The organism is Kribbella sp. NPDC055110 (assembly GCF_053607525.1).
The window spans coordinates 148,649-172,728 of the sequence record NZ_JBSGTS010000011.1 but is presented as its reverse complement, the minus strand read 5'-3'; the positions used below and the strand labels follow the sequence as shown (position 1 = coordinate 172,728).

General features: G+C 69.3%; 18 protein-coding genes. 13 read left to right on the top strand and 5 right to left on the bottom strand.

All coding sequences use genetic code 11. The annotated features are described in order from the left end of the window. The first annotated feature begins 1 nt into the window (after position 1). The 11 genes from ACWF0M_RS19650 (at position 2) to ACWF0M_RS19600 (ending at position 12,240) form a co-directional block, all read left to right on the top strand. Positions 2–550, top strand: coding sequence for a dTDP-4-dehydrorhamnose 3,5-epimerase family protein (locus ACWF0M_RS19650; RefSeq protein ID WP_452237111.1), 549 nt, complete (start codon positions 2–4; stop codon positions 548–550). Then, on the top strand, positions 547–1,863 hold the full coding sequence (locus ACWF0M_RS19645; protein ID WP_452237110.1) for a glutamate-1-semialdehyde 2,1-aminomutase: 1,317 nt from the start codon (positions 547–549) through the stop codon (positions 1,861–1,863). Before ACWF0M_RS19650 ends, ACWF0M_RS19645 begins: the two co-directional genes overlap by 4 nt. A 12-nt stretch (positions 1,864–1,875) precedes the next feature. Then, positions 1,876–2,853: a glycosyltransferase family 2 protein gene (locus ACWF0M_RS19640; RefSeq protein WP_452237109.1), complete on the top strand. Its 978-nt coding sequence runs from the start codon at positions 1,876–1,878 to the stop codon at positions 2,851–2,853. Next, complete coding sequence (locus tag ACWF0M_RS19635) at positions 2,850–4,094, top strand: polysaccharide pyruvyl transferase family protein (RefSeq protein WP_452237108.1); 1,245 nt, start codon at positions 2,850–2,852, stop codon at positions 4,092–4,094. The genes ACWF0M_RS19640 and ACWF0M_RS19635 overlap by 4 nt, the downstream gene beginning before the upstream one ends. Then, positions 4,091–5,410 carry a hypothetical protein gene (locus ACWF0M_RS19630; protein ID WP_452237107.1) on the top strand — a complete coding sequence of 440 codons (1,320 nt, stop codon included), beginning with the start codon at positions 4,091–4,093 and terminating at the stop codon, positions 5,408–5,410. The genes ACWF0M_RS19635 and ACWF0M_RS19630 overlap by 4 nt, the downstream gene beginning before the upstream one ends. Then, on the top strand, positions 5,407–6,609 hold the full coding sequence (locus ACWF0M_RS19625) for a glycosyltransferase family 4 protein (RefSeq protein WP_452237106.1): 1,203 nt from the start codon (positions 5,407–5,409) through the stop codon (positions 6,607–6,609). The genes ACWF0M_RS19630 and ACWF0M_RS19625 overlap by 4 nt, the downstream gene beginning before the upstream one ends. A gap of 170 nt (positions 6,610–6,779) precedes the next feature. Then, on the top strand, positions 6,780–8,267 hold the full coding sequence (locus ACWF0M_RS19620; protein ID WP_452237105.1) for a sugar transferase: 1,488 nt from the start codon (positions 6,780–6,782) through the stop codon (positions 8,265–8,267). Beyond that, entirely contained in the window at positions 8,268–9,197 is a 930-nt protein-coding gene (locus ACWF0M_RS19615; protein ID WP_452237104.1) for a GDP-L-fucose synthase family protein, read from the top strand. A gap of 8 nt (positions 9,198–9,205) precedes the next feature. Further along, positions 9,206–10,189 (top strand): GDP-mannose 4,6-dehydratase, encoded by a 984-nt coding sequence (gene gmd / locus ACWF0M_RS19610; RefSeq protein ID WP_452237189.1) that lies wholly within the window; start codon positions 9,206–9,208, stop codon positions 10,187–10,189. Further along, entirely contained in the window at positions 10,186–10,962 is a 777-nt protein-coding gene (locus tag ACWF0M_RS19605; protein WP_452237103.1) for a WecB/TagA/CpsF family glycosyltransferase, read from the top strand. The genes gmd and ACWF0M_RS19605 overlap by 4 nt, the downstream gene beginning before the upstream one ends. A 9-nt stretch (positions 10,963–10,971) precedes the next feature. Beyond that, positions 10,972–12,240 (top strand): hypothetical protein, encoded by a 1,269-nt coding sequence (locus ACWF0M_RS19600; RefSeq protein WP_452237102.1) that lies wholly within the window; start codon positions 10,972–10,974, stop codon positions 12,238–12,240. Here the strand turns inward: ACWF0M_RS19600 and ACWF0M_RS19595 are convergent. The 3 genes from ACWF0M_RS19595 to ACWF0M_RS19585 form a co-directional block, all read right to left on the bottom strand. Beyond that, the gene (locus ACWF0M_RS19595) at positions 12,227–13,729 is read right to left on the bottom strand and encodes a fibronectin type III domain-containing protein (RefSeq protein WP_452237101.1); all 1,503 of its coding nucleotides are present in this window, start codon (positions 13,727–13,729) and stop codon (positions 12,227–12,229) included. The two genes, ACWF0M_RS19600 and ACWF0M_RS19595, sit on opposite strands and share 14 nt — an antisense overlap. 56 nt (positions 13,730–13,785) lie before the next feature. Then, positions 13,786–15,315 (bottom strand): fibronectin type III domain-containing protein, encoded by a 1,530-nt coding sequence (locus ACWF0M_RS19590; RefSeq protein WP_452237100.1) that lies wholly within the window; start codon positions 15,313–15,315, stop codon positions 13,786–13,788. A gap of 161 nt (positions 15,316–15,476) precedes the next feature. Beyond that, positions 15,477–17,696, bottom strand: coding sequence for a LamG-like jellyroll fold domain-containing protein (locus tag ACWF0M_RS19585; RefSeq protein WP_452237099.1), 2,220 nt, complete (start codon positions 17,694–17,696; stop codon positions 15,477–15,479). A 196-nt stretch (positions 17,697–17,892) separates the two neighbouring features. On the opposite strand from ACWF0M_RS19585, the gene ACWF0M_RS19580 reads away from it, so the two are divergent. Together ACWF0M_RS19580 and ACWF0M_RS19575 are read left to right on the top strand one after the other, a co-directional pair. After that, entirely contained in the window at positions 17,893–19,518 is a 1,626-nt protein-coding gene (locus ACWF0M_RS19580; RefSeq protein WP_452237098.1) for a Wzz/FepE/Etk N-terminal domain-containing protein, read from the top strand. Then, positions 19,518–20,795 carry an O-antigen ligase family protein gene (locus tag ACWF0M_RS19575; protein WP_452237097.1) on the top strand — a complete coding sequence of 426 codons (1,278 nt, stop codon included), beginning with the start codon at positions 19,518–19,520 and terminating at the stop codon, positions 20,793–20,795. The genes ACWF0M_RS19580 and ACWF0M_RS19575 overlap by 1 nt, the downstream gene beginning before the upstream one ends. On the opposite strand, the gene ACWF0M_RS19570 is transcribed toward ACWF0M_RS19575, so the two are convergent. After that, complete coding sequence (locus ACWF0M_RS19570) at positions 20,781–22,298, bottom strand: right-handed parallel beta-helix repeat-containing protein (protein WP_452237096.1); 1,518 nt, start codon at positions 22,296–22,298, stop codon at positions 20,781–20,783. The two genes, ACWF0M_RS19575 and ACWF0M_RS19570, sit on opposite strands and share 15 nt — an antisense overlap. A gap of 270 nt (positions 22,299–22,568) precedes the next feature. After that, on the bottom strand, positions 22,569–23,990 hold the full coding sequence (uxaC, locus tag ACWF0M_RS19565) for a glucuronate isomerase (RefSeq protein WP_452237095.1): 1,422 nt from the start codon (positions 23,988–23,990) through the stop codon (positions 22,569–22,571). Positions 23,991–24,080 lie beyond the last annotated feature (90 nt).

Below are 24,080 nucleotides of genomic sequence, written 5' to 3'. Positions count from 1 at the left end.
CATGGAGATCGTCGAGGTCCCCGGCATCGCCGGCGTCCTGCTGTTCCGTCCGGCGCCGCACCGCGACGAGCGCGGGTTCTTCTCGCGAACGTTCGACCGGGACGTGATCGCGAAGGCCGGTCTGGACCCGGACGGCTTCGTCCAGGACAGCATCTCCCGTTCGCGCAAGGGCGTCGTCCGCGGCATGCACACCCGCTCCGGACGGGGTGAGGCCAAGCTGGTGCGCTGCTCGTACGGCGCGGTGTTCGACGTCGTCGTCGACCTGCGTCCCGGCTCGCCGACGTACCGGAACCGGGAGACGTTCGACCTGACCGGCGACAACCAGGTGACCGTGTACGTGCCCGCCGGTTGCGCGCACGGCTTCCAGGCCCTCACCGAACCCGCCGACGTCTCGTACCGCATCGATCGCGCCCACGACCCGTCCGAGGACGTGGCGATCCGCTTCGACGATCCCGACCTGGACATCCCGTGGCCGCTGCCGGTGACGCTGATGTCCGACCGGGACCGTGCCGCCGCATCACTCGAACTCGCCACTGCGAGGCTCTCATGAACAACTCCTTCGAGAAGTCCGTTGCCGCGAACAAGCGGTTGCACGACCTGATCCCCGGTGGCGCGCACACCTACGCCAAGGGCGAGGACCAGTTCCCCGAGCACATGGCGCCGGTGATCGATCGCGGCGACGGCGCGCACGTCTGGGACGTCGACGGCAACGAGTACATCGAGTACGGCTCCGGCCTGCGCGCGGTCAGCCTCGGCCACCGGCATCCGAAGGTGCTCGAAGCGGTACGCCGCGAGCTCGACCGCGGCAGCAACTTCGTCCGCCCGAGCATCATCGAGCTCGAGGCCGCCGAACGCTTCCTGGCCACGGTCCCGACCGCCGAGATGGTGAAGTTCGCCAAGAACGGCTCGGACGCCACCACCGCCGCGGTCAAGCTGGCGCGCGCGGTCACCGGCCGCCCGCTGGTCGCGCTCTGCGGCGATCAGGCCTTCTTCTCGATCGACGACTGGTTCATCACCCGAACCCCGATGTCGGCCGGCATCCCCACCGAGATCGGCGAGCTCACCGTCGCTTTCCCGTACGGCGACCTGGCCGCCACCGAGGAACTGTTCCGGCAGCACGAGGGCGAGATCGCCTGCCTGATCCTGGAGGCCGCGACGCAGCAAGACCCGCCGGCCGGCTACCTGGAGGGTCTGCGCGACCTGGTCCACCGGCACGGCGCACTGCTGATCTTCGACGAGATGATCACCGGTTTCCGGCTGTCCGCCGCCGGTGCCCAGGGCCTGTTCGGCGTGACGCCCGACCTCTCGACGTTCGGCAAGGCGCTCGGCAACGGCTTCGCGGTGTCGGCTCTGGCCGGCAAGCGCGAGTACCTGGAGCGCGGGGGACTGCGCGACAGCCACGAGCGCGTCTTCCTGCTGTCGACCACACACGGCGCCGAGACGCACGCCCTCGCGGCAGCTGTCGCGGTGATGGACGTGTACGCCGAGGAAGACATCCCGGCCCGCCTGCACGAGCGCGGCGAGCGACTCACCCGAGGCGTCCGCGAGGTCGCCGCGGCGGCCGGCGTACAGGACCACGTTGTCGTCCGCGGCCGGCCGGGCAACCTGGTCTTCGCCACTCTCGACGAGCAGCTGCAGCCGTCCCAGGTGTACCGCACGCTCTTCCTCCGCGAGCTCATCTCGGGCGGCGTCATCGGCCCGTCCTTCGTCGTCAGCAGTGCGCTCACCGACGCCGACATCGACCGCACCGTCGAGGTCGTGGCCGGTGCCTGCGCGGTCTACCGCCAGGCCCTCGACGCCCAGGACGCCGGGGTGTTCATCGGCGGTCGTCCCGTCAAGCCGGTCTTCCGCCGGTTCGTCTAGGAAGGAAAGACCATGGCTTCAGCTCTTCCCAGGCTCAGCGTCGGACTGCCCGTCTACAACGGTGAGGAGTACCTGCGGCAGGCACTCGACGCCGTTGTGGGGCAGACGTTCGAGGACTTCGAGCTGGTCATCTCGAGCAACGCCTCGACCGACGCGACCGACGAGATCTGCCGGGAGTACCAGGCTCGGGACCCGCGGATCCGCATCTTCCGCCAGGAGAAGAACATCGGCGCAGCACCCAACCACCAGTTCGTCTTCGATCAGAGCCGTGGCGAACTCTTCAAGTGGGTCGCGGCCGACGACCTCTACGCACGCGACCTCTTCGAGCGTTGCGTCGCCCTGCTCGACGAGCATCCCGACGCGGTCCTCGCGCACTCGTGGGGCGCGGCGATCGACGGCGACGGCGAGGTCATCCAGGCGCTCGAGTACCCGCTCACGACGGACTCCCCGGAAGCACCGGAGCGGTTCCGCAGCATGTTGTTCGGCGTGGATCTGCCCGGGGCACTGGCCGCGGACGACTTCTACGGGGTGATTCGCTCCGACGTACTGCGCAAGATCAAGCCGCACGGCAGCTTCTACCACGCGGACTACACCTACACCGCCGAGCTCTCGCTGCACGGCCCGTTCGTGCAGGTGCCCGAGTGGCTCTACTTCCGTCGCCAGCACGACGACCGGGTTTCGCTCGCGTCGGCCGGCACCGTGGCCGCGCGACTCGACCCGAGCCGGGCCGGCCGATTCCGCAGCTTCACAGCGCGGCTGTACGCGGAGTACCTCTGGAGCTGGTTCGCGGCCGTCCGGCGCGCCCCGGTCACCGGTGCGGAGCGCCGCGCGTGCTACCGGCACATCTTCTCGTGGGCCGCCAACCGTGCCGCTCGCCAGCTGCCGGGACGCTCCGGGCAGCCGGAACCGGCACCGGAGAGCTTCGGTGAGATCGGCCCGCGAGTGCTGGCCAGCCGGGCGCTCGTCGCCGGAGCGGACGGTCGTCCGTGAGCAACCCGGTGAGCAACATGGAACGAGCCCGGCGAGTCGGCCTGTTCGGCCGCCTCGGCTCCGGCAACCTCGGCAACGACGCGACGCTCGAGGCGGTGCTCGCGTTCCTGCGCGCGGAGTACCCCGATGCGGTTCTGGACAGTATGTGCTCGGGACCCGAGGTGGTGGCCGCGCGCTACGGGATGCCGGCGGTGCAACTGCACTGGCTGCACGACAAGCAGGCGCCACGATCCCGGATGGGACGTCTCGTCCTGACTGTGCCGCGCATTGCCCTCGGCGCCCTCGTCGACGGTTGGCGCACGGTCGCGTGGACGAGGCGTCACGACATCGTCATCGTCCCCGGCATGGGGGTGCTGGAGTCGAACGTGCCGCAGCGGCCGTGGCAACTGCCGTTTTCGCTGGCTGTGCTGTCGGTCGCCGGACGGGTCTTCGGTACGAAGGTCGCGTTCGTCAGCGTCGGCGCGACCGTGGTCCGGCAACGCGCCACGCGTCTGCTGCTGAGAATCGGCGCGCGGCTGGCGCACTACCGGTCCTTCCGGGACGACCAGTCGCTCGACGCCGCCCGACGTACGGGCCTGGCGTCCGCGCGCGATCGCGTCTACCCGGACCTGGTCTTCGCCCTTCCGACCCCGGAGGCGCACGCCGGCCCGACCGGAGTGGTCGGCGTCGGAGTGATGGCGTACTACGGCAGCGCGGACGACCGGGCACGGTCCGACGAACTGCACACGTCGTATCTGGAGAAGATGCGGCGATTCGTCCGTGAGTTGACGGCGCGTGGGTACCAGGTCCAGCTGTTCGTCGGCGACGAGGCCGACGAACCGGTCGTCCCGATCTTGCTGGCGGAGGCGGACGGCGCGGCCCGCTTCGACCGCACCGACAGGTTCGACGAGCTGATGGATCAGGTGTCCGGGGTGGACGTCATGGTCGGCACCCGGTTCCACAACGTGATCGCCGCGCTGAAGTGCGGGCGGCCGACGATCGCGATCGGGTACGGCACCAAGCACGTCGCCCTGATGCGGGCGATGGGGCAGGGGGAGTACGTCCACGACATCCGCGACTTCGACGTCGACGTGCTGATCGAGCAGTTCACCCTGCTGACGCACGACCGCGAACGGGTCACGAAGGAACTTGCCGAACGCAACGATGCGCTGCAGCGCGGACTGGACGAGCAGTTCGGTGCGCTGTCCGCCGAGGTGTTCGCGAATCCGCCGGTGCGGCGGGCTGGGAGCGTCCCGGCATGAAGCGGCTGGCGCCCTGGCGGCAGAAGATCGCGGGACGGCTCGGGTGGGCTGTTGCCGATCAAGGGGTGTCGAGTCTGGAGAACTTCCTGCTCGGCGTCTTCGTGGCCAAGATGCTCGGCGCCGAGGGGCTGGGCGCCCTCGGGCTCGCCTTCGTCGCCTACTCGATCGCACTCAGCTGTTCGCGGGCACTTGCGACCGACGCCCTGATGATCAGGTTCTCCGGGGCGTCCGAACAGGTCTGGCGGACCGCGGCGTCCGCAGCGACCGGCGTCGCGCTGCTCATCGGTACGGCCAGCGGTGCCATCTCTGTCGGCGTGGGCCTGATCCTGAGGGCCGCAGAGCCGGCGTCGGGAGCAGGTACCGCGTTCCTGGCGATCGGTATCGCGATGCCGGCGCTGACCCTGCAGGACAGCTGGCGATGTGTCTTCTTCGCGGCCGAGCGCGGCGCGAAGGCGTTCCTGATCGACGTGGTGTGGACGGTGTTGTTCCTCAGCCTGCTGCTGATCGCTCAGGTCACGGGGACCAAGAGTCTGACCCTGTTGCTGGTCGGGTTCGGTGTCACGGCCCTGGTGGCGGCGGTGGTGGGAATGATCAACGCGCGGACGATGCCGCGGGTCTTCGCCGCCCGCAGCTGGCTGCGACAGCATCGCGACCTCGGCAGCCGTTTCCTCGTGGAGAACGTGGTGATGGGGGCCGGCGGACAGATTCGCGCGCCGGTCGTCGCGGCTGCGGTCGGGCTGGCTGCGGTCGGCGCCATCCGGGCCGCCGAGATGCTGGTCGGTCCGGTCGCAGCGTTGCTGATGGGCATCTCACAGGTTTCCGTCCCGGAGGCCGCGCGGGCGCTGCGCAAGGGGTCCGGCTCACTCCTGCGACTCTGCCTGGGCCTCAGCGGAGGCCTCGCCTCGGTGGGGTTCGCCTGGGGCCTGGTGGTCATCGTCATCTTCCCGCTCGGGATCGGCGAGGCGCTGCTCGGAACGGTCTGGCCGGGGGCTCATCGGGTGGTTCTCGGCGTGGTCGTGAGCGCCGCCGCCGGCTGCATGATGATCGGCCCCTCGGCGGGGCTTCGGGCCCTCGGGCGTGCCGATCGGACGATGCGCTGCCAGCTGGTCGTGTCGGCCCTGTCCATCCTGCTCGGCAGCGCCGGAGCTGTCGTCGGCGGTGCCCTCGGAGCCGTGTGGGGGACCGCGATCGCATCGACCGCCGGGTCGGCGATCTGGTGGTGGCAGTTCCTCCGTGCTCGGCGGGAGCACTTCCAAGGAGCCGACGAGTTGGTCCGGCCTGACCCGCAGGTGAACACGACAGGAGCGCCCGCATGACGAACGCGACTGCGGTGCCGTCGCGCCGCCCGGACCGGCTCGAGACCGAGATCGTGATGGCGATGCTGATGCGCCGCAACGGCGGATCCGGCGTCCAGACCCATGTGCGCACGGTCCGGCAGTATCTCGACGACGCGGCGCGGCCGGCCAGTGTGGTCAACCCGTTCTCCTCGAGGGATCCGTTGCTCCCGCCGGTCTTCGGGGCCAGGTTCGCCATCCGGCTGTTCAGTCCGCAGGCCGGTGTGTGGTGGTACCGGCACTGGCACGCCTACTACCTGGAGCGCGCGCTGTCCCACCACCTGTCGGATGCCGGACCGGCGGTCCTGTACGCGCAGTGTCCGGTCTCGGCGGCGGTCGCCCTGCGGGTGCGGACGACGCAGCCCGTCGTGATGGCGGCGCATTTCAACGTCTCGCAGGCCGACGAGTGGGCCGGCAAGGGCGAGATCGCCCGGTTCGGGACGATGTTCGGGGCGATCCGGTCGTTCGAGGAGCAGGTACTGACCGAACTGGACGGGATCGTCTACGTGTCCGAGTTCGCGCGCTCGGTGCTCGAGGACCGGATGCCCGCGATCCGGAACGTGCCCGGCATCGTGATCCCGAATCCGGTGAACATCCCGCCGCTGGGCGCGGTGTCACCGCACAGCGCGGACCTGATCACCGTCGGGGCGCTCGAGCCGCGGAAGAACCACAGCTACCTTCTCGAGGTGCTGGGCGCCGCCGCGCGCCGGGGCAACAGGTACACGCTGTCAGTCGTCGGCGACGGTCCGGACCGGCGCGCACTGCAGGCGCAGGCCAAAGCCCTCGGACTCAGCGACCAGGTGCGGTTCCTGGGATATCAGGCCGATCCGCCGTCGCTGATGGCCGGACACCGCCTCTACTGCCACACCGCGACGATGGAGAATCTGCCGATCGCGCTGCTCGAGGCGATGGCCGGCGGACTGCCGATCGTCGCCGGGGCCGTCGGTGGCATCCCCGAGATCGTGCGGCCGGGTCAGGAGGGACAGTTCTGGCCGCTGGACGATCCGGAAGCGGCTGCCGCCGTCCTGATCGAGGTCATGGAGGACCCGGCGCGGCTGCGGACGATGGCGGCTGCGGCCACGGTCCGGGCGCAGACCGAGTTCTCGTCGGAGGTGGTCGGGAAACGCCTGGTCAGCTTCCTCGAGAACACCAAGATCCGGAGGAGAAAGCTGACGGATTAGCCACAATGAAAGATCTCCACAAGTAGTTGGTGCCTCTCGTCGCCTGGGGCCTGCGCGCGTAGTAATGTTCGGTGACTCGACGCCGACGCGCGGGTTAACAAGGACACACTGCAGACTGCGGCGGACACTGTAAGTGACCGCGCCGTTGCGGGAGGGAACGAGAGGCCGCTGTGAGCGGAGCAGAAGCGCCGGACGCTGTGGACAGCCGTCGGCCGCTCTGGGTCGTCCCGCACGAGGTTCCGGCGATCGTTCCGCTGCCGTCGCGCTCGACCGAGCCGCGCTGGGTCGGTGTGTACCGGTGGGCGGCGGTCGGTGGCGATCTGCTCGCCGCGATGCTCGGTGTCTCGATCGCGCTGCTGACCCGGTTCGGGTACCACGTCGGCTCCAGCTACCTCGTGGTGAGCAGCGTGCTGCCACTCGCGTGGGTGGCCGCGGTCGCGTTGTCGAAGGGGTACGACTCGCGGTTCTACGGGGCCGGGCCGGACGAGTTCCGGTCGCTGTTCCGCGCGGGCGTCGGACTCACCGCGGCGGTAGCGATGACGTCGTACGTGACGAAGGCCGAGATCGCCCGTGGCTTCGTGGTGCTGGCGATCCCGGTGATGGTGGTGGCCGCGCTGCTGCTGCGGTACGCGTTGCGGAAGGACCTGCACCGGCACCGGGTCAGAGGTCGCTGCATGCACAGGGTTCTCGTGGTCGGGCGCAATGGCCCGGCCGCGACGCTGTGTGAGCACCTCGAGAGCCGTCCGACCGACGGGTTCCGGGTGGTCGCGACGTGCCGCCCGCGCGGCGACAGCAACGGCGGCCCGCTGCAGCCCGAGGAATTCGACGAGCCGGACATTCTGGCCGCCGCCGACCGGCACGCGGTCGAGGTCGTGGCGATCGCGACCGACCCGGAGCTGGCCGGCCAGTCGCTGCGCCGGCTGTCCTGGGCGCTGGAGCAGCGCGGCATCGAGCTGATCGTCTCCCCGGGCATCATCGAGGTGGCCGGCCCGCGAATCTCGGTCCGCCCGGTCGCCGGCCTGTCCCTGCTGCACCTGGAGCGGCCGTCGGTCAGCGGCGGACCGCACCTGATGAAGGCGGTCTTCGACCGGGTCGTTGCCCTCGGCATCGTCGCCGTACTCGCACCGCTGCTGATCGGCCTGGCGCTGGCGGTGAAGCTGTCCAGTTCCGGTCCGGTCCTGTTCCGGCAGCAGCGGGTCGGCCGCGCGGGCACCGAGTTCACGATGCTCAAGTTCCGCAGCATGTACGTCGACGCCGAGCAGCGACTCAGCGACCTGTACGCGTTGAGCGACGGCAACGGCGTGATCTTCAAGATGCGCAACGACCCGCGGATGACGCCGCTCGGCCGCTGGACCCGCCGGTTCTCGCTCGACGAGCTGCCGCAGCTGTTCAACGTGCTGCGCGGCGACATGTCGCTCGTCGGTCCGCGGCCGCCGCTGGCCGAGGAGGTCGCGCTGTACGCCGCCGACGACTCGCGGCGGATGCTGGTGAAGCCCGGCATGACGGGCCTGTGGCAGGTCAGCGGCCGCAGCGACCTGTCCTGGGACGAGTCGGTCCGCCTCGACCTGCGGTACGTCGACAACTGGTCGATGACCCTGGATCTGCTGATTCTCTGGAAGACCGTGCGCGCGGTGTTCTACGGCGCGGGAGCTTACTGAATGGATCTCAATGGACCGGTGTACATCGCAGGCCATCGCGGCCTCGTCGGCTCGGCACTCTGGCGTCGACTCGAAGCCGCCGGGTACACGCACCTGATCGGCGCCTCGTCGTCGGAACTGGATCTGCGGGACCGGGCCGCGACTCTCGAGTTCTTCCGCGAGCACCGGCCCGCGGTCGTGATCGATGCCGCGGCGCGGGTCGGCGGGATCCTCGCGAACCGCGACCACCCGACCGAGTTCCTCAGCGACAACCTGCGCATCCAGGTGAACCTGATGGACGCAGGCCTCGAGGTGCGCACGCCGCGGCTGCTGTTCCTCGGGTCGTCGTGCATCTACCCGAAGTACGCCGAGCAGCCGATCCGCGAGTCGAGTCTGCTGACCGGTGAACTGGAGCCGACCAACGACGCGTACGCGATCGCGAAGATCGCGGGCATCATGCAGGTCCAGGCGGTACGCCGGCAGTACGGGCTGCGCTGGATCTCCGCGATGCCGACGAACCTGTACGGTCCGCACGACAACTTCGATCCGACGTCGTCGCATGTCCTGCCCGCGTTGATCCGCCGGTTCCATGAGGCGCGTGAGGCCGGCGCGCCCGAGGTGGTGCTGTGGGGGAGCGGTACGCCGCGGCGCGAGTTCCTGCACGTCGATGACCTCGCCGACGCGTGCCTGCACCTGCTGGAGCACTACGACGCACCGGAGCCGATCAACGTCGGCGTCGGCGCGGACGTGACGATCCGCGAGCTGGCCGAACTGGTCGCCCGGACGGTCGGCTACACCGGTGCCTTGAGCAACGATCTGTCCAAGCCGGACGGCACTCCGCGCAAGCTGCTCGACGTGAGCAGGTTGCTGGCGCTCGGCTGGAAGCCCTCCATTTCCCTCGAAGACGGTGTGGCCGCCACCTACGCCTGGTACCAGGAGCACCAGGAGTGAGTGAGAGCATGAAAGCGTTCATCACAGGCATCACCGGCCAGGACGGTTCGTACCTGGCCGAGCTGCTGCTGTCCAAGGGGTACGAGGTGCACGGCCTGATCCGTCGCGCCAGCACCTTCAACACCAAGCGCATCGACCACCTGTACGAGGACCCGCACGCGCGCGACAAGCGGCTGTTCCTGCACTACGGCGACCTGACCGACGGTTCGCGACTGGTCACGCTGCTCGCGTCGATCCAGCCGTCCGAGGTGTATCACCTGGCCGCGCAATCGCATGTGCGGGTGAGCTTCGACGAGCCGGAGTACACCGGGGACACCACCGGGATGGGTACGACGCGACTGCTCGAGGCGATCCGGATGATCGGGCTGGACTGCCGGTTCTACCAGGCGTCGTCGTCGGAGATGTTCGGCGCGACCCCGCCCCCGCAGAACGAGGACACCGCGTTCCACCCGCGTTCGCCGTACGGCGCTGCGAAGCTCTACGCCTACTGGATGACCCGCAACTACCGCGAGGCGTACGACATGTTCGCGGTGAACGGCATCCTGTTCAACCACGAGTCCCCGCGGCGCGGCGAGACGTTCGTAACGCGGAAGATCACCCGCGCGGTCGCGGCGATCAAGGCGGGTCGCCAGGACCGCTTGTACTTGGGCAATCTGGACGCATGCCGTGACTGGGGCTACGCGCCGGAGTACGTCGAGGGCATGTGGCGGATGCTGCAGCACGACATCCCCGCGGACTACGTGATCGCGACCGGGACGTCGTACTCCGTCCGCGACTTCGTCTCGCTGGCGTTCGACCATGTCGGGCTGGACTGGGAGAAGTACGTCGACTACGACCAGCGCTATGTCCGTCCCACCGAGGTGGACTCGCTGATCGGAGACGCGTCGAAGGCGGCCACCGACCTCGGCTGGAAGGCCCAGGTACATGTTCCCGAGCTGGTCCGGATCATGGTCGACGCCGACCTCGGCGCGCTGAAGGGGGAGGACCGATGACCGACCTCCAGGCAGAACCCACCACTGCCGACCGTGTCGATGTGCTCGGCATCCACGTCAGTGTGACGAACCTCGACCACACGGTCGGCGCCTTCGCCGGCTGGATCGAACGCGGCGAACGGCAGCTGGTCTGTGTCACCGACATGAACGCGTTGCTGCACGCGCGCGCCGACGTGCGGCTGACCGAGGTCTACAACACGTCCGGTCTGACCGTTCCGGACGGGATGCCGCTGGTGTGGGCCGGTCATCGCGCCGGGTTCGAGGAGATGGACCGGGTCGCCGGACCGGATCTGCTCGAGCGGGTGCTGGTCGAGGCGGCGGATCGCGGCTGGACGCAGTACTTCTACGGCGGGGCCGAAGGCGTGGCGGCGGAGCTGCGCGAACGGTTCCAGGAGCGGCACCCGGCGTTGAAGGTCGTGGGCGTCGAATGCCCGCCGTACCGTGCCTTGACGGACGCCGAGGACGCGGAGACGGTCACCCGCATGAACGAGGCGCGGCCGGACATCGTATGGGTCGGGCTCGGTGCGCCGAAGCAGGAGCGCTGGATGGCCGACCACCGCGACCGGCTGAACGCGACGATCCTGATCGGGGTCGGCGCGGCGTTCGACTTCCACACCGGCCGGCTGGACCGCGCGCCGTACTGGATGCAGCGCGCCGGGCTGGAGTGGAGCTACCGGCTGTACAAGGAGCCGCGCCGGCTCTGGAAGCGCTACGTTCTCGGCATCCCGCGATTCCTCCTCGGCATCCTCCGGAATCCCCCGCGCCCCGTCTAGGGTGAGGCGGTGAAGTTCCGGCGGCCGAAACTACGTCGGCTGGCCGGACCGGCTGGTCGCGCGAGTTGGGGTCTGGCCGATCAGGGCCTGTCGAGCCTCAGCAACCTCGCCGTCGGGGTCGTCGTCGCGCGGTCCAGTACCGTCGCCGATTTCGGCGTGTACGCGCTCGCGTTCGGCGGTTACACGATCGCGCTGAATGTGTCGCGGGCGATCTCCACCGAGCCACTCGCCGTACGGCATTCCGGTGCTCGCACCCCCGAGTGGCAACGGGCAGTCCGGGCCAGTACGGCGACTGCGCTCTTCACTGGGGTCCTCGCGATGTTGCTCGGTCTTGCGATCGCGGCTGTCCCGGCCGTGCCGTCTCGTGGCGTGCTGCTCGCCTTCGCGTTGACCATGCCGGGCCTGCTCCTGCAGGACGCGTGGCGCTGGGCGTTCTTCGTCGTCGGCGAGGGGCAGAAGGCGTTCGTCAACGACCTCATCTGGCTGCTAGCGATGCTAGCGATCTTCGGCGGCCTCTATCTGACCGGTACGACGTCCGCGTTCACGCTCACGTTCGGATGGGGACTCGGCGCGGTGATCGCCGCGATCGCCGGCCGCTTCCAGGCGGGCGTGGCGCCGCGCCGGCAGCTGATCCGTGAATGGGTGCAGCGGAACTGGGACGTGAGCCCGAAGTACGTGGGGGAGATGCTCGCGGTCTCCGGCACTATCCAGCTCTACATGCTCGGCATCACCGCGGCCGCCGGCCTTGTCGCGACCGCGGGCATCCGCGGAGCACAGGTACTGCTCGGGCCAGTCAACGTTCTGAACCAGGGCATCCGGATGATCTCCGTCCCGGAGGCGGCCCGGGCCTTGCGGCACTCGTACCGGCGCCTGTGGCTCGTCGGTCTGGCCATCTCGCTCGGCGTCGGCGCAGGCGCGCTCGCATGGGGCGCGATCTTCCTGCTGCTACCCCCGGTCGTCGGCCGCGAACTGCTCGGCCCCGGCGTCTGGAACCAGGCCCACAGCGTCCTGGTCCCCGTCATCCTGCTCCAGGCACTGGGCGCCTCGAACGCCGGCGCCTTCGCCATCCTCCGCGCCCTCACCGCCGCCACCCGCGGGCTCCGCGTCCGCCTGATCTCGTCAGTCGTCCTGATCACCTGCGGCGTAGGCGGCGCCTTCCTCTGGGGCCCCAAAGGTGCAGCATGGGGCCTGGCCGGCGCCTCCTTCGCCACCCTCCTCCTCTGGTGGAACGAGGCCCACCGAGCCATCGCCGCCCACCGCCGGGTCAGCGGACCGTGACGGTGGAGTAGCCGCCTCGTACGGCGTGACGCCCGTCGGAAACCTCGATGCGGTAGCTCTGGGTCGTTCTGGACGGCGCTGTGGCGTCTGTGAGCGTGACGGTGGGGCGGTACCAGAACGCAGAGCTGGCGGTCGTGGCGGCGACGACGGTGTTGGTCGCTCCGCGGAGCAGACGATAGGTGAGACGGACGTCGTCGTTGTCCAGCGAGGCCCGGACGGTGGCCTTCACCTGACCGGCCGCCGGACTGGAGAGCGTCGGCGACGCCGGGCCGAGCGGGGCTGCGCCGAGGCCGAGATTGGTGAACCGGGTCAGGCCCTGCTGCCCGGCGCCGTTCACCTTGGTGAAGTCACCGCCGACCCACAGATCGCTGCCACCACTTGCCGACACGAGGGGACCGACCGCGGTCGGCGGCCCGCCGTTCGTGTTCGGGAACCAGGGTCCCAGGGACCCGTTCGCCGGGTTCTGCAGCAGCAGGAAGTGTGTGCCGCTGCCGTCCGAGAACGTACCGGGACAGCTGTGCGCGTGCGACCCCTTGAACAGCCACCCGTTCACCATGGTGATTGCCTCGGTCGCGCCCAGGCAGGTGCTCTTCCAGACCAGGTGGCCGGTGGCAACGTCAGCCGCCCACGTCCCGTCGAAGCACCCCCAGCCGTCTCCGGCGTTGGCGAAGTACACCCGGCTCCCGGACGTCTCGATGTCCTTCACCCGCGACGTGCACCCACTCGACGGCAGCGGTACGGCGGACGCCGCGGCGAACGGCAGCAGTGCGCCGGTCGAGTTGTTGACACTGGCAACCGCCCAGCGACTCGCCCCGCCGACCTCGGCGAACGTCCCGCCCAGATAGACCTTCGAGTTGTCGTCGGCCGCGTCGATCGCGTAGACGTCGTCGTCCGCGTTCGGGTTCCACGGCAGCAGCGCGCCGGTGACCGTGCTGATCGCGGCCGCCCGGTTCCGGGTCACCCCGTTCACGAGCCCGAAGGACCCACCGAAGTACAGGCTGGATCCGCCGATCGCGAGCGCCTTCACCCGGTACGACACCCGCGGCGCGATGGTCGCGACCAGTGCGCCGGTCGCGGTGTCGAAGGCGGCGATCCGGTTCCGGACCTGGCCGTCGACGCGGGTGAAGTCCCCACCGACGTACACCCTGGACCCGTCGGCCGACGCGACAACCGCCCAGACGAACCCGTTCAGGAGATGGTTCATCCCGGCGTCGAGGGCGCCGGTGCTCTGGTTGAACGCGGCCAGATACGTCCGGCTGATCTCGTGGGTCCCGGCCGCCGCGCCCGGCGGACGCACGGTCAGGAAGCGGCCCCCGACGTACGCCTTGCCCTTGGCAACGGCCAGGCCGAGCACACTCGCGTCGGTCTGCCACGTCGATGCTGCAACGGCGGTCAGGCCGGCCCCGGTGCCGAGCGCGGGTCGTGCCGGCACCACCCCCAGCAGCACGAGTCCGCTGATGCCCAACGCAACAAAGAGTCGTCTCCCCATGATCGATCCCCCCAGTCACCAAGCTACGACTGAGGGTGCCGATCCGGAAGGGACAGTTACGGGATCTTCACCGTCGCGCTCGCGCCCTTCATGATGTTGCGGCCGTCGTGGACTTCTACGTGGTACGTGTACGACGAGCCGCGGGCGAGGCCGCGATCGACCACCTGGTAGGTCTTGCGGGGCTGCCAGAAGTACGTCGTGTACTTGTTCGAGCCGACGTTCAGCGAGCCACGGAAAATGTTGTACGTGAGCGTCAGGTTGTCCAGGTCGTACGAGTCCGTGTAGCTCGCGTACACGCGCCCGGACGACGTCGCGCTCAGCGTCGGAGCCTTCGGTACGGCGGGGGCCGCGCCGCCCGGCGTGTTCGTGAACCGGGTGATTCCTACCTGGAGCGTGCCGTTCACGTGCAGGAAGTCACCGCCGACCCACAGGTCGGTGTCGGTGCCGGCCATCGCCAGCGGGCCGACCTGCGTGGTGCTCTTCGGGTTCGCGTCGGTGTTCGGGAACCACGGCCCGAGGTTGCCGTTGACCGTGCTCTCGACCAGCAGGTAGTGCGTGCCGGTGCCGTCCGGGAAACCGTTCGGCGACGACGAGCAGTTGTGGGCGTGCGAGCCCTTGTAGAGCCAGCTGCCGATCGCCTTGATCGCCTCGGTCGCGCCCAGACACTTGTTCTGCCACAGCAGTTTGCCGGTCGACACCTGTGCGGCCAGTACGCCGTCGTAGCAGCCGCTGCCGTCGCCGCCGTTGGAGACGTACACGTTGTCGCCGAGGGTGTCGATGTCCTTGACCCGCGTAGTGCAGGTCGCTGTCGGCTTCGGGATCGCGGCCGCCGCCGGGAACGCGAACGCCGCGCCGGTGGTGTTGTTGAGCATCGCCAGCGAGTAGTGGTCCTTGCCGTTGATCGTGCTGAACGGGCCGCCGGCGAACACCCGGGTGCCGTTGTCGGACACGTCGACGGCGTACACATCGTTGTTCGCGTCCGGGTTCCACGGCAGCAGGTCGCCCTGGATCAGCCGGACCGCGCCGAGCCGGTTGCGGGTCGTGCCGTCGATCGCGCGGAACGCGCCGCCGATGAACACGCTGTTGCCGTAGATCGCGAGCGCCTTCACCCGGGCCGCCACGACCGGGTCCCAGGCCGAGACCAGCTTGCCGGTGGCCACCGAGAACATCGCGATCTTGCTGCGCCGGATGCCGTTGACGGTGGTGAAGTCACCGCCGATCACGACCCACTTGCCGTCGGGGCTGGTGGCGATGGCATAGACCGGACCGTTCAGCGTCGGCGCGAACGCGGTCGGCTTCCCGGTGGTGCGGTCGAACGCGGCGACGTACGAGCGGAGGGTCTCCGGCGCTTGGCCGGACGCCTTACCCGGCTGCCGGAGCCTGGTGAACAGGCCACCGGCGAACACGGTGTTCCCGGCGATCGCCAGCGCGTTCACGCTGTTGTTGGTCTGCCACGAGGTCTGCTTGATCGCGGACACCGCGGAAGCGAAGCCCGGCGTCGCCGCCTGCACCGGAGGTCCGGAGGGAATCAACGCGGCGGCGAGCACAGCCGCACCCGTGATCAGGGCGAGCACTAACTTCTTCATTTATGTCCTTACACAGGCGGGGGCGTAACAGTGCGTGCCTCATCACGCACCAGCGGCGGACATTACCGCTGTGGGAGGCCCACCGGAAGCGGACCTCCCACCCGCGTTATGACTTTGTTCCAGAACTTGCAGAAAGAAGCCTTTTCGCCTTAAAACACAGCTCACCTTGCTGCGTAGTGGGATTGGACCTGCAGCGAGGTGAGTGCGTACGGGTACACGGCCGCCTCGTCGATACCCATTCCGGTCTGGGTCGCTCCGCCACCGGGCCACGAGTTGGTCAGGTCATAGCCGACCCGCCACCAGCCGTAGTACACCGACGCCGATCCCACGAGGGTGCTTCCGCTGAGTACGCCGTCGACGTACAGCTTCATCATCCCGTTGTCGTAGGTGCCGACCACGTGATGCCAGAGGCCGTCGTTCTTGCCGGACGGGCTGGTCAGTGTGCGCTGCGTGCCGTCGTTCACGCCGAAGACGATCGAGCCGTTGGTCCGCAGGTACAGCATCCGGTCGCCGCCACCGCCGCTGTTCCCGGTCTTCGAGTTGCCGAAGCCGATGATCCTGCCGCCGCGACCGACGCCGCTCTGCTTCACCCATGCCTCGACCGTGAACTGCTGCGGGAAGCTGTACGCCTTCTCGCCGACCATCCGCCCGGCGCTCGAGGTGGTCGTCATCGCGGTGTTTCCCGCAATCGCTCCGGCGCCGCCCAGCGTCACGCCGGTGAACGTGCCGTTGTTGCTCTGCCCCGAGGCGTCGACCGAGGTCGTCGCACCGGCCGGCTCGCCGAGTCGCCAGTACGCCTGCGGCCCGTCCGCGTTGACGATCTGGTCGTACGCCGTGGACGCCGCCGAGGCGACCGTGACCTGGTCGGAGTAGTTGCCGCGGATCGTCGTACTGCCGTCGGTGACCTCGACGCGGTAGTTGGTGACCTCACCTGGAGCCGAGGAGGTGTCGGTGCAGCTCAGCCACGGCCGGTCCCACGGCGTGGACTTCGCGGTCCAGGTCGCGATCGTGGTGTTGCTGAAGCCCTTGAGCAGCCGGTAGGTCAACGTGCTGTCGTCGTTGTCGACGACGGTCGGGAAGTGGATCTGGACGACGCCGGGCTGGACGCTGTACGGCAGCAGCTTGGCCGGTTTGGCCGGTGCCGCGCCCGGGGTGGCGTTGGTGAAGTGGGTCAGGCCCTGCTGGCCGGTGCCGTTCACGTTCAGGAAGTCGCCGCCGACCCACAGGTCGTCGCCGCCGGTCGCGAACGCCAGCGGGCCGACGTTGGTCACGCTGTTCGGGTCGGCGTCGGTGTTCGGGAACCACGGCCCGAGGGTGCCGTCGGTCAGCTTCTCGCTCAGCAGGAAGTGGTACCCGAAGCCCTGCGGGAAGCCGCTGGCGCCCTGGTTGGCGCAGTCGTGCGCGTGCGAACCCTTGTACAGCCAGCCGTTGACGACCTTGACCGCCTCCGTCGCACCCAGGCACTGGTTCTTCCACTTCAGCGCGTTGGTCGCGATGTCGACTGCCCAGGTGCCGTCGAAGCACCCGCCGCCGTCACCGCCGTTGCCGAAGTAGACGGTGTCGCCGCTGGCGTCGATCGTCTTCACCCGCGTCGTGCAGGACCCGTTCGGCGGCGGTACGGCGGATGCGCCGGGGAACGGCAGTACGGCGCCGCTGACCGGATCGAGGCTCGTCACGGTGTTCTGGTTGGTCCCGTTGACGGTGCTGAACTGACCACCGGCGTACACCTTGGACGCGTCATCGGCGGCGTCCACCGCGTACACGTCGCCGTTCGTCGCGGGGGCCCACGGCAACAACGTGCCGGTGTCCGTGGTGACGGCCGCGAGGCGCAGGCGGTCCACGCCGTTGACGAGACCGAACGAGCCGCCGAAGTACACCGTCGTACCGGAGACCGCGATGGTCTTGACGCGATACGAAACGGACGGTTTCCAGTTCGCCACCAGGGCACCGGTGGCGGTGTCGAAGGCGGCGATCCGGTTCCGGGTCTGGCCGTTGACCGTGGTGAAGTCACCGCCGACGAAGATGCGGGAGCCGTCCGCGGAGGCCGCGACCGCGTAGACCTGCCCGTTCAGGACGGGGTTGAACGAGCTGACCAGTGCGCCGGTGCCCGCGTCGAACGCCGCCAGGTACGCCTGGGCGACCTCGCCGGTCCCGGGTGCGGCGGCAGGCGGGCGGACGCTCGTGAAGCGTCCTCCGGCGTACGCCTTGCCGGCGGCGACCGCTAGGCCCTGGACGCTGGCATTGGTCTGCCAGGTCGAGCTGTTGGTTGCCGCGAGCGACGCCTCGACGCTGTGCGCGGCCGGCGCGAGCGTCACCACCAGAGCCCCGGCGAGCAGAGTGCCCACGATCCCCAGTCGCGTGAACAGCCTTGTCTTCGTCATACAGCGATGTCCCCCCTTGGACACGTAGACCGGCGCCGCCTCACGGCGCCGTACCCCTGGAGCAACTCAAGCCCGAGAAACAGGCCTGAGAAACTCCCCCGGGAAGAGAGTAGGGCACAGGACGAGATCGCGTGAGCACCTCGTCCCTACCTGTGGATATCCTGGGTCGCTGGCGCCGAACGGAGTGAGGTACTGCATGGAACCGGGCACTGTGGTCTGGCGGGAGACCGCTCAGTCACTGCTGCGGCAGAAATGGCTGATCATGGGCTGCATCCTGCTCGGGCTGCTCGGCGCCTCCGTGTTCGCGCTCTCCCAGACCGAGCGCTGGACCGCCTCGAGCCAGCTGGTGATCGGCCCGGCGGTGCCGCCGGCGCTCGTCGGCAAGCTGTCCACGTCCGCGGACAAGAGCGGCCCGCTGGGCATGGACCTGCCGGCCGAGACCCAGGCCCGGGTGATGGCGAGCCCGACGCTGCTCAAGGCCGTCGTCAAGTCGCTGGGGATGCCCGACAACGACCAGACCATCCAGGACCTGGCCGCGGTGACGCGGGTGAAGGCAGTCACCGACAACGCCTACCTGGTGACCACCGACGGCCCGACCGCGCAGAAGGCGGTCGACCGGGCGAACGCGATCTCCGCGATCTACCTGGCGCAGCGCAACACCGAGGCCAAGGCGCTGCTGACCAACCTGGCCGAGCAGGCCCAGGCCCGGTCGAAGACGGCGACGACCCAGTCCCGCAGCCTGGTCAGTCAGATCGACGAGGCAGTCGGTCGCGGCGACAACCAGACCGCCGCGGCTCTGCGCGACCAGCGCGTCGGCCTGGCGACCGAGGCACGGCAGGCTGCGGACGACGCGGCCGCGATGCTGAAGGCGCTGTCGACCGTCGGCTCCGGGAGTCAGCTGGTCACACCGGCGACTACCGACACCGCGAGCTCGTCGCCGATGGTTGCCCGCGACATCCTCGTCGGCGGGATCCTCGGTCTGGTCCTCGGCTTCGGTCTCGCGCTGCTGCGGTCGCACCTGACGCCGTACATCCTGACCCGCGACCAGGCGGCGCGGGCATCGTCCGCGCCGGTCATTGCGGCGTCCGAGGGGCATCGGCGCCGGGTGTGGCAGCGGTCCGCTCCGGAGCTCCCGCAGTACGAGATCACCGCGCTCGGCGCCGAGGCGAGCGGCGCGTTGGCGCGCCGCGAACTGAACCCGCGCGCGTTCGCCGCCGGCGCCCCGGGCGCGCTCCTGGTCGTGTCGACGTCCCCGACCCCGAACTCGGCGGGCATCGCACTGGCCATGGCGGAGGCGAACGCTCGCGACGGCCGCGAGACGCTGCTGGTCCTGGCCGACATCGAAGGTACGCCGGTGCTCCCGCATCTCACCGGGCACGAAGGACTCACCGACCTGGTGAACGAACCGGCCGCGACCCGCGCGATCCGGGCCCGGAAGCTGTTCCGGCCGGGGACCGTCGCGGACCTGTACGTGCTGCCGCCCGGGCTGAACCACGAGGAAACCGCTGAAGCAGTCGGCCCGTCGCTGGTTCCGGGGATCGTAGCGGACCTGCCACCCGGGTACTCCGTGGTGATCCACGGCCCGGCCTCGGTCGGGCGGCACGGCATCACGCCGCTCGCCGCGGCGGTCGACGCGTCGGTGCTGGTGGTGCAGGTCGGCCTCGACAAGGAGATGGACGTCGCGCGGCTGACGGGCGCCCTGCAGTTCGCCGGCGCCCCGGTGCTGGGCGTCGTACTGATCGGCACCTCGCCGCAGGACGAGACGCTCGGGATCCCGCTGAACTACAAGCCGCTGGACGCGGGTACGCCGACGATGCGCTGATGTCTGCGATGCGATTGGCCCCGGCTGTCCCGGGCACGGTCGCCGGCGAGAGCGAGCGGCCGGCCTGGTTCTGGCTGATGCTGTGGTGCCTGTTCGTGCTCGGCGTGCAGCCGTGGTCGTCGCGGGTGGCGGCGCCGCAGGGGACGACCGGATCCACGAACAGTGTCGCGAAGGGGCTGCTGCTCGGAGCGGTCTTCTTGGTCGCGCTGGCGGCGACCAAGCCCGGGTTCCGGACCCGGGTGAATCCGGCCAGCTGGCTGTACGTCATGTACGTGCTGTTCGCGTGCGCGACGGCGTTCCTGCTGGCGGAGCCGATGGGGCCGCTGACCCGGTTGGCCCGCTTCCTGATCGGCCTGGTGCTGCTCTTCCTGCTGTGGGGGCCGTTGGTGCAGGTGCCGGAGCGGCTGGTCCGCGCGCATCTGTGGGCCCACTTGTTGCTGGCGGCAACCGTCGTACTGAGTCTGGCCGTCTACCCCTCGCAGGCGTGGCGGCCGCTGCGCTCCCTCGGCGCCGGGTACCGGCTGCAGGGCGTCATCATCCCGATGCTGCCGCCCCGCGTCGGCGAGGTCGGCGCGATCCTGCTCGGGCTGGCGCTGATCGGCCTTGTCTGCCGGAAGCTGTCCACGCTGCCCGCGGTGACGCTGATCGGTCTCGGCGGCGTCCTGATCGCGGCCAGCCGGACCCGTACGTCGGCAGCGGCGGTCGCGTTCGGGCTCGTAATCGGATTGATCATCACCCGGAAGACGTGGCCGGGCCGGATCGCGTGCCTCGTCGTACCGGGGTTGCTCGGCCTCGCGTTCCTGACCATCGGGTCGTTGCACACGTGGCTGTTGCGCGGGCAGGGCACGCAGCAGATCACCTCGCTGAGCGGCCGTACGACGAGTTGGCAGGCGGTCCTGGACGAGAAGGTGTCGATCCAGACCGCGATCATCGGCCACGGACTCGGCAACAAGCGCGTGCTGCTGACCCGCGGTGAAGGCGACGTCGACGTGATGGCGATCGACAACAGCTGGCTCGGGCTCTACTGGGAGACCGGTCTGCTGGCCGTGGCGATCGTCGCGGTGGCGCTGATCGCTGCGTGGGTGTCGGTCCTCCGCGCGCCGACGCCGTACATCCGGGCCTCTGGTGCCTTGCTGCTCGGGTACGTCACAGCCGCGTCGCTCAACGAGAGCGGCCTGTCCGACCTGTCCTCGATGACGGTGCACCTGCTGGTGGCCGCCGCGATCTGCGACGGCGACCGGCTGCGGCAGCGAAGACGAATGTCAGCTGCTCACTGAGTCCTGGTCGAAGCCGGACTGCTGCCACTCGGACCAGGTCATCGTCTTGCCGCGGTAGGCGAAGCGATCGGCGCCCTGGTAGCTGTTGCGGCGGAACGTGATCGCGCCAGGTTGCGCGGGGGAGCGCTTGTTCTCCACCACGCCGAGGGACGCGGCGGCGTCGGTCATCACGACCAGATTGCCCTCGACGAGGACGTTGCGCAGGACGTACGTACCGCGCGGACCGTCGCCGCGGGTCCGGGACTGGATGGACAGCGCGTTCCGGTTGTCCTGGATCAGGTTGCCACGGACCTGTACGTCGGACGACGTGTTGACGTTGATGCCGCCGCCGTCCCAGAGCGTGCCGCCGGAGCCGCGGCCGGTGCCGAAACCGTTGTGCTGAACGACGTTCTGGTCGATGACACCGGCGTAGCTGATCTCGTACCGGATCCCGTCCGCGGCGTTGTCGCGGATCCGGTTCCCGGTGATCCGGCGGTCGTACTCCGCGATGTCGCTCCACATCCCGATGCCGCGGTTCGCGACGATGTCGTTGCCGCTGACCTCACCGGACGACCTCGTGGACTTGATCCCGCCGGACTCCCAGTCCGCGATCCAGAAGCCGTCGGTGTTATTGCGCGTGACCAGGTTCGCGGCGATCCGGACGCCCGCGGACTTGTACTGGCCGATGCCGAGCTGCCCGTTGTCGGCGACCGTGTTCCGGCTGACCTCGGCGTTGTCGCCCTCGATCACCATGATGCCGACAGCGTGGTTCCAACGGACCTCGTTGGCGGTCACCTTCCAGCTCTTGCCAGCCTGCAGTGCGCCTGCCTGCGGGCGGCTCGCGAAGTGTTCGATCGTCAGGCCGGTCACAGTCACCTTGTCGGCCGACTTGTCGATCGCGGTCTGCGTGCGCGACATCTCGGTGACGTGCCCGGTGGGGTCGTCGCCGAGGTAGACCGTGTTGGCGCGGTAGTCGCCGTAGAACGTGCCCGGCCTGAGCTGACCGGGGCTCATCACGCGGGTGAGGTGGCTGCCGTCGACGAACAGTTGCTCGCCTGGTTGGCATGGTTTGGTCTTGTCGTCCTCGCATTGACCCTTGAGCGCGTACGCCGCGGGCAGCACGCCCTGCACTGTCCAGACGTTCCCGGTCCGCTTCCATCCGGTCAGTCGGACGGCGCCGCTCAGCACCGCGCCGGGCTCACCCGCGAGCGTGTCGCCCGTGCGCGGCTGGATCGCCCGCGTGATGCGGTGGACGCCCTTCGCGAAACAGAACGTGGTGCCTTCGGGCGCGGCATCGATGATCGGCTGCGGGTCCACGCCGACCGCGACAGCAGTTCCGTTGCAGGGTTTCGCCGTACCCGGGCCTGTCGGTCCGAGTACGGCGGCGGCCGCGGCCGGGGGAGCGGTGGGGACCGTCACCGTGACAGTTGCTGCGGGCTTGGAGGGCTCAGGAGCGCCTCCTTTGTCCGTGCAGCCCGACAACAACAGCAGCGCGGCAGCAGCCGCGACAACCCCACGCCTCATCCGCATTCCTTCTCACCAGCGCCCCGAACAGATCTGCTGGAGACTACCCGCCCACAAGGGCGAGCCGAACCCGAAGCCCGCGCCGTTCGTGCCCCCCAAACCGATTTGGGGAGCCGTGCCTACCCGAATCGGCCGGCAATCCTCCCCGAACGCGGGGGTAGCCCGCGCCGCTCGTGCCCCCAAACCGATTTGGGGAGCCGTGCCTACCCGAATCGGCCGGTAATCCTCCCCGAACGCGGGGGATCGGGGGCGGGTGGCGCGTGGGATCAGTTAGCTGAGGTAGGTGTCGCGGGCGAGGTCGTACGCGAGCGCCTTCGCGACCTGCATCGCGTCGTCCTCGTCCAGCCGATGCTGTACGACGAGATCGGCCAGGTAACCGGCGTCGATCCGGCGAGCCAGGTCGTGCCGCGCCGGAATCGACAGGTACGCGCGGGTGTCGTCGACGAAGCCCGACATGTTGTAGAAACCGGCCGTCTCGGTCACGAGCTCACGGAACCGGCGCATGCCGTCGGGGCTGTCCAGGAACCACCACGGCGCACCGAGCCGCACCGCCGGGTAGACGCCCGCTAGCGGTGCTAGCTCCCGCGAGTAGGCGGTCTCGTCGACGGTGAACAGCACCAGCCGGAAGCCCTCGACGTGCCCGAACCGCTCGAGCACCGGCCGCAGCGAGCGCGTGAACTCGGTCGTCACCGGGATGTCGTGCCCCTGGTCCGGCCCGTACGTCGCGAAGATCGCCGGATCGTGGTCCCGCAGTACGCCGGGATGCAGCTGCATCACCAGTCCGTCCTCGGCCGACATCACCGCCGACTGGTACAGCATGTGCCCCGCGAACGCCGCCGCGTCCTCAGCCGTCACGTCACCCTTCAACGCACCGGCGAAGATCCGCCCGGCCTCCGCATCGGTCAGCGGTACGGCGGCCGCGCTCAGGTGACCGTGATCGGTGGCGCGCGCACCTGCCGCGATGAACGCCTGCCGACGTTGCCGGATCGCCTGCAGGAACCCGTCGTACGTCGAGGTGTCGACGTCGGCCAGGGCTCCGAGCTGTGCGATCAGTGCGGGCCAGCCGTCGCGGTCGACGTGGGCAACTGCGTCCGGGCGGAAGGTGGGGACCACCCGGCCGGGCAGGTCAGCGGCGAGCTGCGCGTGCTGGGCGAGGTCGTCGGTCGCCGCGTCCGTGGTGGAGATCAGCTCGATGTTGAACCGATCCAGCAGTGCCCGCGGCCGGAACTCGGGCTCCGCGATGCGCTGGGAGATCTGGTCGTAGAGCTCGTCGGCGGTCTCCGCGGACGGGTGCACGGTGAGGCCAAGGACCTCCGCGAACTCGTGCTCCAGCCAGTAGCGGCTCGGCGTGCCGAGGAACAGGTGCCAGTTGGCGCAGAACGCCCGCCAGATCTCGCGCGGCTGTGCTGATCCTTCTTGGTCGGTCTGCTTGCCGTCGCGGCGGGGGAGTCCGAGCTTGTCGGGGGAGACGCCCTGGGAGATCAGCATCCGGGTCACGTAGTGGTCCGGCACGACCAGCAGCTCGGCCGGGTTGCCGAACGGCGCGTCGGTGGCGAACAGCCCGATGTCGACGTGGCCGTGCAGGCAGAGCAGCGGCAGGTCCTTCGTCGAGGCGTGGATCCGGCGGGCGAGGTCCCGCGCGCCGCCGGCCGGCAGGGCGCGGTCCGGGTGAGGCTGCAGGGCCTTCGGCATGAGTCCTCCGAGCTGTGCTGGTCTGAAATGGGGCGGTCTGAAACAGGCACTGCAAAGGATTGCAGTCGGCTCTTGTCAGCACAAGGTGCA